This is a genomic window from Cupriavidus basilensis (assembly GCF_008801925.2).
Taxonomy (GTDB): Bacteria; Pseudomonadota; Gammaproteobacteria; order Burkholderiales; family Burkholderiaceae; genus Cupriavidus; species Cupriavidus basilensis.
In genome coordinates, this window is sequence record NZ_CP062803.1 from 4,023,030 (window position 1) to 4,038,518 (window position 15,489).

The following is a 15,489-nucleotide window of genomic DNA, read 5'->3' on the forward strand; positions in this document are numbered from 1 at the left end:
CTGTGCCTCAGGATGACTGGGCCACGGGCGCGGAGGCACCCTGTGCGGAAGGCGGTGCCGGCACACTGCCCGCACCCACGGCGGCAGGTGGCGCCTCGCCTGTGATCTTTACCGTTGCGCCCGGCGCGATCTTGCTCGCGCCGTCCACCACCACCGTCTCCCCGGCTCCCAGCCCCTGGGAGATCCGCCACATCGAGCCAGACAGGTCGCCCACCGTCACCGGCCGGGGCGAGGCCTTGCTGTCCTTGTCCACCACGAAGACCAGGTCGCCCTTGGGCCCGTGGACCACGGCGCGCTGAGGCACCACGATGGCGTCGGGCCGCTTGGCGCCGTTGACCAAGACACGCACGAACTGGCCCGGGCGCAGCACCCCTTCCTGGTTGGGCATTTCCGCGCGGACCAGGAAGGTGCCGGTCTGCTGGTTGTAGGTGGCGTCGGCAAACGTGATACGGCCCTTGCGCGGATACTCGCTGCCGTCGGCCAGCACCACGGTGACCTCATAGTGCTGGTCAGGCGGCGGCACCAGTTGCTTGTTGGCCTGCTGGGCGCGGAACTCGAGCGTCTGCGGCTCGGAGATGCTGAAATTGATGCGCATCGGCGTGAGCGTGGACACCGTGGTCAGCAAGCTGTTGGTGGCGCTCACGTAAGCGCCTTCGGGCAGCACGGCGAAGCTCGACACGCCGTCCACCGGCGAGCGCACATAGGTATAGGACAGGTTGAGTTGCTGCGCCTCCACCTGCGCGCGCGCCTGCTCCACGCCCGCAGCGGCCGCATGATAGTTGCCGGTGGCGTCGTCGAGGTCCTTCGCCGACAGCGCATTGCGCTCGGCCAATGGCTTGACCCGCGCCAGGTTGGCGCGCGCCACTTCCAGCCGCGCACGCTCCTGCGCCAGTTGCGCCTTGGCCGCGTCGAGCTGGGCCTGGAAGGGCTTGTGGTCGATCTCGAACAGCAACTGGCCGGCTTTGACCATGGCGCCTTCCACATAGCTGCGCTTGACCAGGAAGCCCGAGACCCGGCCGCGGATATCCACCGCCTGGTCGCTCTGGGTCTGCCCGACAAACTCGAAAGTGACCGGCAAGTCCTGCGCCACGGTCTTGATGACCTGCACGGGCACCGCCTGCTGCGCCGCTGGCGGCGCCTCCTGCTTGCCGCAAGCGGCCAGCAGCCACAGCAACGCGAGCGACAACGCCCCGCCCCACAGCCGACCCGACGGATTCATTTGCCGCCCTCCCGCAGTCATCTGCACCTGCGGCGGCTGCCGCAAGCGTGCGCAACTGGTCACGCAAGTAAAACCCAGGGAGGTGATGCAAACAATTCAATTTTTCTTGCAAGCGATTTAAGTGCTTTCGGGCACAACTTGCGCCCCTTGAATCCGGCGGCCGGGGACCTCACGTACGGCATCGATGCCCAAAGCGGAAAAGCGGCGCAGAGACGACAATTCCAGGGCGCCGGCCACCCTCTCACAGCATCGCAGCGTCGCCGGAATGCGCTAAAACAATATCAATGCTGGAAGCATCCGGCACCGACTCCCACACCCTGGAGGTGGCATGCCCCCTCGCACCACCGTTTTCGTCGCCGCCCTCGTGGTTGGCCTGCTGCACGGCTATATCGGGCTGCGCCTGTTACCCGACATGCCGGTGTCCTTCGCCATCAAGGCGCTAGCCGTAGCATGGCTGGCGCTGTCGTGGCCGCTGATCCCCGCAGGCCTGCTGGCGCGGCGCCTGGACCAGCCGTGGTCCGATGCGCTGACCTGGGTGGGCATGCTGGCCATGGGTTTCTTTTCTTCCTTGCTGATACTGACGCTGGCGCGCGACGTCGTGCTGCTGGTGAGCGCGATGGCCGGCTGGCACCCGGCATGGATGCTGCCCGGCACTGCCGCCACGGTGCCGGTGCTGGCGCTGCTGGTCACCCTGATGGGATTCTTCAATGCGCGGCGGCTGGCGCAGGTGGTCGAGGTGGAAGTTCCCATCGCCGGCCTGCCTGACTCGCTGCACGACTTCACCATCGTGCAGATCAGCGACATCCACGTTGGCCCCACCATCAAGCGCGCCTACCTGGAGCGCATCGTCGCCCGCGTCAACGGGCTGGCCCCGGACGCCATCGCCATCACCGGCGACCTGGTCGACGGCACCGTGCGCGAGCTGTCCCGGCACACGGCCCCGCTAGGCAACCTGAAGGCGCGCCATGGCACCTACTTTGTCACCGGCAACCATGAGTACTACGCCGGCGCCGAGCCGTGGATCGCGGAGCTGAGCAGACTGGGCCTGCGCGTGCTGATGAACGAGCATGTGGTGATCGGGGAGGAGGAGGAAGCGCTGGTGCTGGCAGGCGTGACCGATTTTTCCGCCCACCGTTTCGACGAGAGCCACCGCAGTGACCCGGCGCGCGCGCTGCATGGCGCCCCGGCGGTGGTAGCCGCGCGCGTGCTGCTGGCGCACCAGCCGCGCACGGCGCCGGCTGCATCCACCGCGGGTTTCGACCTGCAGCTCTCCGGACATACGCATGGTGGCCAGTTCTGGCCCTGGAACCTGTTCGTGCCGATGCAGCAGCCTTATACCGCCGGGTTGAACCGGCATGAGGCGATGTGGGTGTATGTGAGCAGGGGGACCGGGTATTGGGGGCCGCCTAAGCGGTTTGGGGCGCCGTCGGAGATTACTAAGTTGAGGTTGGTGAGGAAGTGAGTTTTTTTGGGAGTAGTCTCGGGCTTAACTGCGAATTCAACTTCAACTTCAACCTCAACTGCAAATTCAACTGCAGTTTCACCGCCCCTGCGGGGCGGCGACCTACTTTTTTGTCTTGCCAAAAAAGTAGGCAAAAAAGGCGCGCCGGATGGGGCGACACCCCCTCGGGATTTCATGAAAAGAGCGGCCGGGACCCAAACTCGCATCGCCTTAAGGCGATACTCAAACATGGGTCCCTCTTTTCCGCTCTTTTCATGAAATCCCGAGGCGCCCCATACGGCCTTGGCACACCTTCACGGCTCGCTTCGCATCGCGCTCCTGTGTTTCCCGCCCCCAGGCGGGAAACACGGCAGAACCAGCGCGAGAGCGATGTCGTCAAATCACCATGCGGTGTAGCCGTGATTGCCGCCCCAAAGGCGGCAATCACCCGCCCGCGATGCGAAGCGAGCCGTCTGGGTTTTCATCTCCCGTCATGGGGCGCCTCGTCGGCAGGCAAAAAGAGCGGAAAAGAGGGGGCCGTGTCTGAGCATCGCCTTAAGGCGATGTGAGTTTGGCCCCCGGCCGCTCTTTTTGCCTGTCGACGAGGGGGGGTCGCCCCATCCGGGTCGCTTCTTTGCCTACTTTCTTGGCGAGACAAAAAAGTAGGTCGCCTCCCCGCAGGGGAGGTGAAACTGCCTTTGACGTTAAGCAGTTGAAGTTCAGAGCCCCCCCAAAAAAATCCCCTTAACGAACAATAGGCTTATACCGAATCCGCTTAGGCTTAGCCCCCTCCTCACCCAGACGTCGCTTCTTGTCCGCCTCATACTCCTGGTAGTTGCCCGGGAAGAATTCCACATGCGACTCGCCTTCGAAGGCCAGGATGTGGGTGGCGATCCGGTCCAGGAACCAGCGATCGTGGGAGATCACCATCACGCAACCGGCGAACTCCAGCAGCGCGTCTTCCAGCGCGCGCAGCGTTTCCACGTCGAGGTCGTTGGAGGGTTCATCGAGCAGCAGCACATTGCCGCCGGAGATCAGCGTCTTGGCCAGGTGCAGGCGTCCGCGCTCGCCGCCCGAGAGCGTGCCCACGTGCTTCTGCTGGTCCGAGCCCTTGAAGTTGAAGCGGCCGATGTAAGCTCGCGACGGCGTTTCATAGCGGCCGACCGTCAGCACGTCCGCGCCGCCGGAGATCTCTTCGAACACGGTCTTGCTGCCGTCGAGCGCGTCGCGGCTCTGGTCCACGTAGGCCATCTTCACGGTCGGGCCGACCTTGATCTCGCCGCTGTCCGGCTGTTCCTTGCCGGTGAGCATGCGGAAGAAGGTCGACTTGCCCGCGCCGTTGGGGCCGATGATGCCAACGATGGCGCCAGGCGGCACCTTGAAGCTGAGGTCGTCGATCAGCAGGCGGTCGCCGTAGGCCTTGCTCACGCCGTTGAACTCGATCACCTCGTTGCCCAGGCGCTCACCCGCGGGGATGAAGATTTCCTGGGTTTCGTTGCGCTTCTGGTATTCCTGGCTGTTCAGTTCGTCAAAGCGCGCGAGACGTGCCTTGGATTTGGCCTGGCGTCCCTTGGGGTTCTGCCGCACCCATTCCAGCTCCTTGTTCAGCGCTTTCTGGCGCGCCGACTCGGTCGACTCTTCCTGCTTCAGGCGGGCTTCCTTCTGATCCAGCCAGGAGCTGTAGTTGCCCTTCCAGGGAATGCCGTGGCCACGGTCCAGTTCCAGGATCCACTCGGCAGCGTTGTCGAGGAAGTAGCGATCGTGGGTCACCGCCACCACGGTGCCGGGGAAGCGCGTGAGGAACTGCTCCAGCCATTCCACCGATTCCGCATCCAGGTGGTTGGTGGGTTCGTCGAGCAGCAGCATGTCGGGGCGCGACAGCAGCAGGCGACACAGTGCCACGCGGCGCTTCTCGCCACCCGACAGGTTGCCCACCTTGGCGTCCCAGGCGGGCAGGCGCAGCGCATCTGCCGCGATCTCCAGCTGCAGCTCGGCGTTGTTGCCGTCGCTGGCCGCCAGGATGGCTTCGTACTTGGCCTGGTCCGCAGCCAGCGCGTCGAAATCCGCGTCCGGCTCGGCATAGGCCGCGTAGATCTCATCGAGCTTCTTGCGGGCTTCGAACACGCCGCCCAGCGCGGCTTCCACCGACTCGCGCACGGTTTGCTCGGGATCGAGCTGCGGCTCCTGCGGCAGGTAGCCAATGTTCAGGTTGGGCATGGGCGTGGCTTCGCCCTCGATTTCCTTGTCGAGGCCAGCCATGATCTTCAGGACGGTCGACTTGCCCGAGCCGTTCAGGCCCAGCACGCCGATCTTGGCGCCCGGGAAGAAGGACAGGGAAATGTCCTTGAGAATGTGACGCTTGGGCGGGACGATCTTGCCCACGCGGTTCATGGTGAAAACGTACTGTGCCATGCGGATCCGGGTGAAATTGGGGGGAATCGGCCAAGTGTAGCAAAGCCGGTCCGCACAAGGCCCTTCATGACGCCCCTGAGGACGCCTTGCTGGCGCGTGGCGCAGCGCCCGGCGTGCCGGCGGCACGCTTGCGCGCACGGGTCAGGCTGGAGGTCAGGCGGCGGTAAGCGATGTCCATATGCCGCTGCATGACCGCGCCCGCCAGCTCCGGATCCTTGCGGCGCAGTGCAGCCAGCACTTCGCGATGCTCGGCAATGGCCTGGGCCCAGACCTCGGGCGTCTCGAAGTGGCTGTTCAACTGATCGAACAGCGGCCCGAGGCGCAAGTCGAAGAGCCGGCGCACCACGCCCACCAGCACGCTGTTGCCGGTGGCTTGCGCCACCCGCACATGGAACAAGCGGTCCGCATCGAGCGGCTTGATGCCGGCGGCGGCTTCGGCGGCCATCTGCGCGATGGCCTCCTCGATCGCATCGAACTGGGCCTTGCGCCCGCTCCTGGCCGCCAGCGCGGCGACCTCGCCCTCCACCAGCGCACGCGCGCGGATCAGCTCGAGCGGGCCTTCCTCGCCGGACAGGTCGAAGCCCGCGTCGACGGATGACGGCGGCTCGCACACATAGATGCCGGAGCCCATGCGCACTTCGATATAGCCCTCAACCTCGAGCGCGATCAACGCCTCGCGCAGCGATGGGCGGCTCACGCCGAGCTGCACCGACAAATCCCGCTCCGCCGGCAGGCGCGAGCCCACCGGAAATTCGCCGGCCTGGATCAGCGTGCGCAGCTGGGCGCTGATCTGGCGGTACAGGCGTTGCGGTTCGATCGAATGGATAGGCATGTGCAGCCCGAGCGTCTGGCGAAATTGGTTTGACCATTTGTCCAGCCGGCTGGAGTCTAGGCAGCACGCCGGCGAATGTCCAGGCGGATTCATCGCGCGCCGCAGCATGCGCAGCGGCATCGGTAAAGACCACTAATTGGTAATACCAGTTTACCTGTCCAGACTCGTGAACTAGACTCCGCTCACTCGGCATGCATGCGGCAAGGCAGTGCAATCGGTCGTGGGCATCCGTATCTGCAGCGCACAAGAAAGCGGGCATCAGCACACGTGGCGCCTACGCGCCAGCCGTCGCTACGCGGCCCCGCAAGAACGCAGGAGACCCGAGTGAACGACGACAAGCCGACGCCCCCCAAGCGCCGCAGCCAGGCCTGGTTTGGCCGCCTCGACCGCGATGGCTTCATCTATCGCTCTTGGCTCAAGAACCGCGGCATTCCTCACGACCAGTTCGATGGCCGTCCGGTCATCGGCATCTGCAACACCTACTCCGAGCTCACGCCCTGCAATTCGCATTTCCGCACACTGGCCGAACAGGTCAAGATCGGCGTGTGGGAAGCCGGCGGCTTTCCGCTTGAATTCCCGGTGATGTCGCTGGGCGAGACCATGCTACGCCCCACCGCCATGCTGTTCCGCAACCTGGCCAGCATGGACGTGGAAGAATCGATTCGCGGCAACCCGATCGATGGGGTTGTGCTGCTCATGGGGTGCGACAAGACCACGCCCGCGCTGATGATGGGCGCGGCCTCGTGCGACCTGCCCACCATCGGCGTCTCCGGCGGCCCCATGCTGAGCGGCAAGTTCCGCGGCGGCGAGCTGGGCTCCGGCACCGATGTGTGGAAGATGTCGGAGGAAGTGCGGGCCGGCCAGATGTCGCAGGAGGACTTCTTCGAGGCCGAGAGCTGCATGCACCGCTCGCACGGCCACTGCATGACGATGGGCACCGCGTCGACCATGGCCAGCATGGTGGAAGCGCTGGGCATGAGCCTGCCCGGCAACGCCGCGATTCCCGCCGTGGATGGCCGCCGCAATGTACTGGCACGCGCATCGGGGCGCCGTATCGTGGAGATGGTGAAGGACAACCTGGTGATGTCGAAGATCCTGACCCGCGATGCGTTCGAGAACGCCATCCGCGTCAACGCGGCCATCGGCGGCTCGACCAACGCCGTGATCCACCTGCTAGCCATTGCCGGGCGCATCGGCGTCGATCTGAAGCTGGAAGACTGGGATGCGCTGGGCCACGAGCTGCCGTGCCTGCTCGACCTGCAACCATCCGGGCGCCACCTGATGGAAGACTTCTACTACGCGGGCGGCCTGCCCGCGGTGATCCGCGAACTGGAATCGGTGCTTGCGCGCGACGCGCTCACCGTGAACGGCAAGACGTTGTGGGACAACTGCAAGGACGCGCCCAACTGGAACCGCGAAGTCATCCACGCCTTCGGCGCGCCCTTCAAGGCCAGCGCCGGCATTGCTGTGCTACGCGGCAACCTGTGCCCCGATGGCGCGGTGATCAAGCCGTCGGCCGCCACGCCGGCGCTGCTCAAGCACACCGGCCGCGCGGTGGTATTCGAGGACAGCGAGCACATGCACCAGCGGCTCGACGATGAGTCGCTCGACGTCGACGAGACCTGCGTGCTGGTGCTGAAGAACTGCGGCCCGCGCGGCTACCCCGGCATGGCCGAAGCCGGCAACATGCCGCTGCCGCCCAAGGTACTGCGCAAGGGCATCACCGACATGGTCCGCGTATCGGATGCGCGCATGAGCGGCACGGCTTACGGCACGGTGGTGCTGCACGTGGCGCCCGAGGCCGCGGCCGGCGGCCCGCTGGCGCTGGTGAAGGACGGCGACATGGTGGAGCTCGACGTGGCCGCGCGCAGGCTGCACCTGCATGTCGATGAAGCGGAGCTGCAGCGCCGCCGCGCCGCGTGGCAGGCGCCCGCGCTGCCGATGGAGCGAGGCTGGACGCGCCTGTATGTCGAACATGTGCAGCAGGCCAACCTCGGCGCCGACTTGGATTTCCTGGTAGGCAAGAGCGGCGCCGCGGTGCCCAAGGACAACCACTGAGGCACGCTGTCGCGCCAGGAATCACCACGGCAATCCAATCGCGGCGAACTGCCGCCCCCGGCACGAACGGGCACGAACGGGCACAGGCGGCTCACGGAGACATCACGCATGGCATCGGTCCAGATTCGCGGCATCCAGAAATACTTCGGCAGCACGCAGGTCATCCGCGGCGTGGACATCGATATTGCCGATGGCCAGTTCACCGTGCTGGTGGGGCCATCGGGCTGCGGCAAGTCCACGCTGCTGCGCATGATCGCCGGACTGGAGGAGATCACCACCGGCGAAATCGCCATCGGCAACCGCGTGGTCAACCGCCTGCCGCCAAAGGAGCGCGATATTGCCATGGTGTTCCAGAACTATGCGCTCTACCCGCATATGACGGTCTACGACAACATGGCCTTCTCACTCAAGCTCGCCAAGGGCGACAAGGACGAGATCAAGCGGAAAGTGGCCAAGGCATCCGCCATCCTCGGCCTGGACAGTTTGCTGGAGCGCTACCCGCGCCAGCTCTCGGGCGGCCAGCGCCAGCGCGTGGCCATGGGCCGCGCCATCGTGCGCGATCCGCAGGTGTTCCTGTTCGACGAGCCGCTCTCCAACCTGGACGCCAAGTTGCGCGTGCAGATGCGCGCCGAGATCAAGGAGCTGCACCAGCGCCTGCGCACCACCTCCGTCTACGTCACGCACGACCAGATCGAAGCCATGACCATGGCCGACCAGATCGTGGTGATGCGTGACGGCCGCGTGGAGCAGCGCGGCAAGCCGCTGGCGCTCTACGATCACCCCGACAACCTCTTCGTGGCTGGCTTTATCGGCTCCCCGGCGATGAACTTCGTGCCTGGCGTGCTGCGCCGCAGTGGCGGCGATGCCGCGGTCGAGTTTCCCGATGGCACGCGCCTGCCGGCGCCCGCGCGCTTCGATGCCGCCGCCGGCACCGACGGCCAGCGCGTGATCTACGGCGTGCGGCCCGAGCACCTGATCCTGGGCATGCCGGGCCAGGGCCTGCAAACGCGCGTGTCGGTGGTCGAGCCCACTGGCGCCAACACCGAGATCTATTCCCGCTTCTGCGAGGCGGAGTTCATCTCGATCTTCCGCGAGCGCCATGACTTCGCCGCGGGCGACATCCTGAACCTGGTGCCCGATCACCAGCACACCCATCTGTTTGATGCCGACTCGGGCCAGACGCTATTGCGGCGTGGCCTGGCGACGGCGGCGGACGATCCGGGAAGCAGGCATGACCAGCACGGGGCGGAGCCCCTGACCACGGAGGAGACAAAGCGATGAGTACACCGAGCAACTTCACGAGACGCGATTTCCTGGTGTCGACGGCGGCCGTTGCCGCCACCACGGCGATCGGCGGCCATGCCTTCGCCGCGCCGGCTGCACTGCAATACAAGCCGGAGGCCGGCGCCAAGCTGCGCGTGCTGCGCTGGAAGCGTTTCGTGCAGGGCGACGAAGACCTGTGGAACGCCAACACGAAGAAGTTCACCGAGCTGACGGGCGTCGAGGTACGCGTCGACAACGAAGGCTGGGAAGACGTGCGGCCCAAGGCCGCCGTCGCGGCCAGCGTCGGCAGCGGGCCGGACGTCATCGTGGGCTGGTTCGATGACCCGCAGCAGTACCCTGACAAGCTGGTCGACCTGACCGACCTGGCCACCTACCTGGGCGGTAAATACGGCGGCTGGTACGACGTGTGCCGCAAGTACGGCACGCACAACGGCAAGTGGATCGGCCTGCCGCTGGGCGTGGTCGGCAATGCGCTGGTCTATCGCGAAAGCCACGTCAAAGCCGCTGGCTTCGACGCCATCCCCAAGGACCTTCCCGGCTTCCTCAAGCTGTGCCAGGGCCTCAAGGCCAAGAACACGCCCTGCGGATTCGCGCTCGGCAAGGCCGTGGGCGACGGCAACAACTGGGCACACTGGCTGCTGTGGTCGCACGGCGGCATGCTGGTCGACACCAAGGGCAAGGTGGTGGTCAACTCGCCCGAGACGTGGGCCGCGCTGGAATATGCCAAGCAGCTCTACGCCACCTTCGTGCCCGGCACGCTCTCGTGGCAAGACCCGTCCAACAACAAGGCCTTCCTCGACGGCCAGATCAGCCTGACCGCCAACGGCATCTCGGTCTACTACGCGGCCAAGAATTCGAAGGAGCCCAAGCTGCAGGAAATGGCGCGCGACATCCAGCACGCGCACTTCCCCATCGGCACGCCCGGCAGGCCCACCGAGCTGATGCAGATCACGCAGATGATGCTGTTCAGGTATTCCAAGTTCCCGAACGCGGCCAAGGCGTACCTGCAGTTCATGATGGAGCCCGAGCAGTACAACCCGTGGATGGAAGCCGCCATCGGTTATGTCAGCCAGCCGCTCAAGGCCTATGAGGCCAACCCGATCTGGACGGCCGACCCCAAGCACACCGTGTATCGCGACTCCGCCGCGCTGATGCTCGACAACGGCCACGCCGGGCCGCTGGGCACGGCCTCGGCCGCAGCCATGGCCGACTACATCGTGGTCGACATGGTGGCGGAAGCGGCCAGCGGCTCCAAGACACCCAAGGAAGCGGCGGCGCGCGCGGCGGAGCGGGCGCAGCGGTACTACAAGGCGTAGCTAGATAGACAAGGGCGCGGCAGCACCGCCGCGCCCGCCAAGCCGAACCCTGCGAGGTGAGCCATGCGAGGTGAACCATGATTTCCCGCCTGTTGAACAACCGCCATGCGCTGGGGCTGCTGTTCATGCTGCCCACCGCGCTGTTGCTGCTGGTTTTCCTGACGTACCCGCTCGGCCTCGGTGTATGGCTCGGCTTCACCAACACCAAGATCGGCGGGACCGGCGAATGGATCGGGCTGTCCAACTACAGCTACCTTGCCGGCGACTCGCTGACGCAGCTGGCGCTGTTCAATACGATCTTCTACACCGTGGTGGCCAGCGTGGTGAAATTCGCGCTGGGCCTGTGGCTGGCGCTGCTGCTCAACAAGAACCTGCCGTTCAAGTCCTTCTTCCGCGCCATCGTGCTGCTGCCATGGATCGTGCCGACCGCGCTGTCGGCACTGGCATTCTGGTGGATCTACGACGCGCAGTTCTCCATCATCAGCTGGACGCTGGTCAAGCTAGGGCTGATCGATCGCTATATCGACTTCCTGGGCGACCCGTGGCTGGCGCGCTTCTCCACCATCGCGGCCAATGTCTGGCGCGGCATTCCCTTTGTCGCCATCTCGCTGCTGGCCGGCTTGCAGACGATCTCGCCCACGTTGTACGAGGCCGCATCCATCGACGGCGTCACGCCATGGCAGCAGTTCCGCTACGTCACGCTGCCGCTGCTGACGCCGATCATTGCAGTGGTGATGACCTTCTCGGTGCTGTTTACGTTCACCGATTTCCAGTTGATCTATGTGCTCACGCGCGGCGGCCCGCTCAACGCCACGCACCTGATGGCCACGCTGTCGTTCCAGCGCGCGATTCCCGGCGGCTCGCTGGGCGAAGGCGCGGCGATCGCCACGATGATGGTGCCCTTCCTGCTGGCCGCCATCCTGTTTTCATACTTCGGCCTGCAGCGGCGTGGCTGGCAACAGGGAGGCGACAAATGAGAGCGACGGCCGCAGCGGAGCAGCAGGACACCGCGCAGGGGATGGATTACCTGCAATCGATGCCGCGGCGCTGGGTGACCATCTACATCCCGCTAGGCATCTTCGTCTTCGTGCTGCTGTTCCCCTTCTACTGGATGGCGATCACGGCCTTCAAGCCGGATGGCGAACTCCTGATGCGCAGCGCCAACCCGTTCTGGGTGATGGCGCCCACGCTCGCCCACTTCAAGAAGCTGCTGTTCGACACCCCCTACCCGGCGTGGCTGCTCAATACCGTGATCGTCTCCACGATCGCCACCTTTGCCTCGCTGGCCACCAGCGTGCTGGCCGCGTACGCCATCGAGCGGCTGCGCTTCCAGGGCGCGAAGCAGGTGGGCCTGGCCATCTTCCTGGCCTACCTGATCCCGCCTTCGATCCTGTTCATCCCGCTGGCATCGATCGTGTTCCAGCTCGGCCTGTTCGATACGCGCTGGGCGCTGATCCTCACCTACCCCACCTTCCTGATCCCGTTCTGCACCTGGCTGCTGATGGGCTACTTCCGCTCCATCCCCTACGAGCTGGAAGAGTGCGCGCTGATCGACGGCGCGACGCGCTGGGAGATCCTGGTCAAGATCATCCTGCCGCTGGCCGTGCCAGGGCTGATCTCTGCCGGCATCTTCGCCTTCACGCTGTCGTGGAACGAATTCATCTACGCGCTGACCTTCATCTCCTCGTCGGAGGTGAAGACGGTGCCGGTGGGGATCGTCACCGAACTGATCGAAGGCGACGTCTACCACTGGGGCGCGCTGATGGCGGGCGCCTTGCTGGGCTCGCTGCCGGTGGCGCTGGTGTACTCGTTCTTTGTGGAGTACTACGTATCGGGCATGACGGGCGCGGTGAAGGAATAGGCGCATGGCGGCAGCCAGGACGTGTGGGGCCATGGCAGGCTAGAATGCGAGGTTATCCTGCCGTGAGCCTGCGCCCGGCACTGTCGCATTCGAATCACTCCGCCTCCAAGCCTGATCCCATGAGCAAACCCGCCCGCACCCTCACCTTCAAGTGCAAGAAGTGCACCAAGCCCGTCACGCTATTCCTGCAGAAGGTGTCCGCCTGCTCGCACATCACGCCGTACCAGGGCTTTTGCAAGTGCGGTGAGATGGTGCGCCACGCCACCGGCGACAAGGACGCCGTGGAGTCCTTCGTCAACTCGGTCGACGGCAGCTGGGCCCACCATCACCACCATCACCATTGAGCACCCGTAGCACCCCCGCCCCCACCAGCGAGACCTGGCGCCCCGGCGTCAAGGATCCGCTGCGCTTCCTCGCCGCATATCCCGATGGCGTGCTCGACCAGGTGCGCCAGATGGTGGCCGCCAACCGCCTGGGCGAACACCTGGCGAAGAAATATCCCGCGCGGCACACCGTGCAGACCGACCGCGCGCTGTACGACTTCACCGCCGAGCTGAAGCAGGAATTCCTGCGCACCGCGCCGCCAATCCATAAGGTCGCGTTCGACGCCAAGATCGACGTGGTCCATCGCGCGCTCGGGCTGCACACCGCCATCTCCCGCGTGCAAGGCGGCAAGCTCAAGGCCAAGAAGGAAATCCGCGTGGCGTCGCTGTTCAAGGAAGCACCGCCCGAGTTCCTGCGCATGATCGTGGTGCACGAGCTTGCACACCTGAAGGAGAGCGATCACAACAAGGCGTTCTACCGCCTGTGCGAATACATGGAGCCGGCGTACCACCAGCTGGAGTTCGATACGCGGCTGTTTTTGGCGTGGCGCGAACTGGAGGCTGCGCAGGGCTAAGCCAGGCTCCCTTGCGCGCGGCCTGCTGGCTTTGCCTGCGCCGCCAGGCGATGCCAGCCGGCGAAGTTCCCGGACGAAATCGATCCGAGCGGCCTGCCGGCCTCCCCATTCCGTGCACGTCAATCCGGCGCTTCCGCCCCCGCCAAAATACCGAAAACGGCAAGACGCACAAAAAGTCTACATTTTCGATTCTGTTGTATTTACAATCGGCCCAGATCAATGCCTGCAGCATCTTGCGGCCGCACTGGGTCCGCGGCGGTACGTAGCAAGGCGCGCAGCTTTCCACAAACAAAAAGCAAGAAGGCTATGGCAACGCTGATTCCCGCGCTTGGCTCGGTCACGTCGCGCATGACAAGTGGGGAGAGACGCTTCGCGGAGCGGCTCGAAGCCAAGCTGGAAGACGACTACCTGTGCTGGTACGACGTCGCCATTGGCGAAAAGACCCGCCACCCCGACTTCATCGTATTCCACCCAAGCCGGGGCCTGCTGGTGCTTGAGGTCAAGGACTGGAAGCTCAGCACGATCCAGAGCATGGATCAGCGCACCGCCACCTTGATCACCGAGCGCGGCGTGGTGCATGAAATGAATCCGCTGGAGCAGGCCCGGCAGTTCATGTTCTATGTGCTGGACCTGCTGCAGCGGGATCCGCAGCTTGTCTGGCCCACCGGCTCGCTCAAGGGCAAGCCATTCTTTCCGTATGGTGCGGGCATCGTCCTCGCCAACATCACGCGTGCGCAGTTCGAGCAGACCAACCTTGGCGAGGTACTGCCCGCGCACCTGGTGATCTGCAAGGATGAGATGGCGCCAGAGGCGGAACCGGAGGCGTTCCAGAAGCGGCTCTGGGAAATGTTCCCGGTCAAGTTCACGTTCAAGCTGTCGCTGCCGCAGATCGACCGTATCCGCTGGCATCTTTTCCCGCAGATACGCATGCCGGAACAGCGCGCACTGTTCCCGGAAGACACTCAGGATCCGCAGGACATTCCCGACATCCTGCGGGTGATGGACCTCCAGCAGGAGCAACTCGCCCGAAGCCTGGGCGAAGGCCATCGCGTCATTCACGGTGTAGCCGGGTCCGGCAAGACGCTGATACTCGGCTACCGGGCCGAATACCTCGCCAAGGCGGCAACGCGGCCCATCCTGGTGCTCTGCTTCAACAAGATGCTGGCGGCCAAGCTATCCGCGACGATGGTGGAGAAGGGCATTGAAGACAAAGTGCATGTGCACAACTTCCATGCCTGGTGTTCGCGCCAGTTGCAGGCGTTCAACATCGATCTGCCCAAGGGCAGGGCTGACGACGCACTCTTCGAGTCCTTTGTCTCGCGGGTCATTGAAGGCGTCGAGCGCAAGGCCATTCCCGGTGGGCAGTACGATGCGGTGCTCATCGACGAAGGTCATGACTTCCGGCCGGAATGGTTCAAGCTCGTCGTGCAGATGATCAACCCGGATAGCAACTCGTTGCTGGTTCTGTATGACGACGCGCAATCCATCTATGGCGGCACGAAGAAGCGCAAATTCAGCTTCGCCAGCGTCGGCGTGCAGGCAAAAGGCCGCACCACCATCCTGAAGATCAACTACCGCAATACGCAAGAGATCCTGGCGGTGGCGCGCGCCTTCGCCGACGACCTGCTACGGCCGAATGACAACGGCGAGGACGAAGCGCCAACCGTACAGCCGATCGGGGCGGGCCGGCGCGGACAGAAACCGCTACTGATCGCGCTACCCACCATCGAAGCCGAAGCGGAGCGGATCGCGCAGGTCCTGCTCGAAGAAAATCGCACGGGGACGGCATGGGCGGAGATGGCGATCATCTATCGGCATTGGGAAACGGCAGGCCAGGTCACCAGCGTACTCGCGCGCAAGGGCATTCCATTTGAATGCCCGCAGATCACCAAGCGCTTTACGCCGGGTGGGGACAGCGTCAAGGTGGTGACCATGCACAGCAGCAAGGGCCTGGAGTTTCCCCTGGTCTGCATTCCAGGTGTTGGCGCGCCGCACAAGAAAGAAGAACCCATCGAGGACGAGGCCCGCCTTCTTTACGTTGCCATGACACGCGCCACACGCCAGTTGGTGATGACGCATGGCGAGACATCGCATTTCTCCGCGCGGCTGCGGGCGGCATTGGACAAACTGGCTTGATCGCAGGCAAGCGACTGGGACCGGCCTGCAAC

Annotated in this window: 12 protein-coding genes; 9 read left to right on the forward strand and 3 right to left on the reverse strand. The window is 64.7% G+C overall.

The genetic code is table 11. The annotated features are described in order from the left end of the window. Nucleotides 1–7: 7 nt before the first annotated feature. Entirely contained in the window at nt 8–1,219 is a 1,212-nt protein-coding gene (locus F7R26_RS18465) for an efflux RND transporter periplasmic adaptor subunit (protein WP_150985684.1), read from the reverse strand. Nucleotides 1,220–1,547: 328 nt separating this feature from the next. Between F7R26_RS18465 and F7R26_RS18470 the strand changes: the two genes are divergently transcribed. Next, complete coding sequence (locus F7R26_RS18470) at nt 1,548–2,681, forward strand: metallophosphoesterase (protein WP_150985685.1); 1,134 nt, start codon at nt 1,548–1,550, stop codon at nt 2,679–2,681. Nucleotides 2,682–3,404: 723 nt separating this feature from the next. Here the strand turns inward: F7R26_RS18470 and ettA are convergent. Then, nucleotides 3,405–5,072, reverse strand: coding sequence for an energy-dependent translational throttle protein EttA (gene ettA, locus F7R26_RS18475; RefSeq protein WP_043350072.1), 1,668 nt, complete (start codon nt 5,070–5,072; stop codon nt 3,405–3,407). A 64-nt stretch (nt 5,073–5,136) separates the two neighbouring features. Beyond that, complete coding sequence (locus F7R26_RS18480) at nt 5,137–5,904, reverse strand: FadR/GntR family transcriptional regulator (protein ID WP_150985686.1); 768 nt, start codon at nt 5,902–5,904, stop codon at nt 5,137–5,139. A gap of 324 nt (nt 5,905–6,228) precedes the next feature. Here F7R26_RS18480 and F7R26_RS18485 point away from each other — a divergent pair, with 324 nt between their 5' ends. The 8 genes from F7R26_RS18485 (at nt 6,229) to F7R26_RS18520 (ending at nt 15,457) form a co-directional block, all read left to right on the forward strand. Then, nucleotides 6,229–7,962: an IlvD/Edd family dehydratase gene (locus F7R26_RS18485; protein ID WP_241754362.1), complete on the forward strand. Its 1,734-nt coding sequence runs from the start codon at nt 6,229–6,231 to the stop codon at nt 7,960–7,962. A gap of 108 nt (nt 7,963–8,070) precedes the next feature. Further along, complete coding sequence (locus tag F7R26_RS18490) at nt 8,071–9,243, forward strand: ABC transporter ATP-binding protein (protein ID WP_150985688.1); 1,173 nt, start codon at nt 8,071–8,073, stop codon at nt 9,241–9,243. After that, on the forward strand, nt 9,240–10,562 hold the full coding sequence (locus F7R26_RS18495; RefSeq protein WP_150985689.1) for an ABC transporter substrate-binding protein: 1,323 nt from the start codon (nt 9,240–9,242) through the stop codon (nt 10,560–10,562). Before F7R26_RS18490 ends, F7R26_RS18495 begins: the two co-directional genes overlap by 4 nt. 77 nt (nt 10,563–10,639) lie before the next feature. Next, nucleotides 10,640–11,539 carry a carbohydrate ABC transporter permease gene (locus F7R26_RS18500; RefSeq protein ID WP_043350082.1) on the forward strand — a complete coding sequence of 300 codons (900 nt, stop codon included), beginning with the start codon at nt 10,640–10,642 and terminating at the stop codon, nt 11,537–11,539. After that, nucleotides 11,536–12,423: a carbohydrate ABC transporter permease gene (locus tag F7R26_RS18505; protein ID WP_150985690.1), complete on the forward strand. Its 888-nt coding sequence runs from the start codon at nt 11,536–11,538 to the stop codon at nt 12,421–12,423. The genes F7R26_RS18500 and F7R26_RS18505 overlap by 4 nt, the downstream gene beginning before the upstream one ends. Nucleotides 12,424–12,542: 119 nt before the next feature. Further along, the gene (locus tag F7R26_RS18510) at nt 12,543–12,767 is read left to right on the forward strand and encodes a hypothetical protein (protein WP_150985691.1); all 225 of its coding nucleotides are present in this window, start codon (nt 12,543–12,545) and stop codon (nt 12,765–12,767) included. A gap of 59 nt (nt 12,768–12,826) precedes the next feature. After that, a complete protein-coding gene (locus tag F7R26_RS18515) occupies nt 12,827–13,321 on the forward strand; it encodes a M48 metallopeptidase family protein (RefSeq protein ID WP_150985760.1) in 495 nt (164 codons plus the stop codon). Between the two features lie 306 nt (nt 13,322–13,627). After that, nucleotides 13,628–15,457, forward strand: coding sequence for a DEAD/DEAH box helicase (locus F7R26_RS18520; protein ID WP_150985692.1), 1,830 nt, complete (start codon nt 13,628–13,630; stop codon nt 15,455–15,457). Nucleotides 15,458–15,489 lie beyond the last annotated feature (32 nt).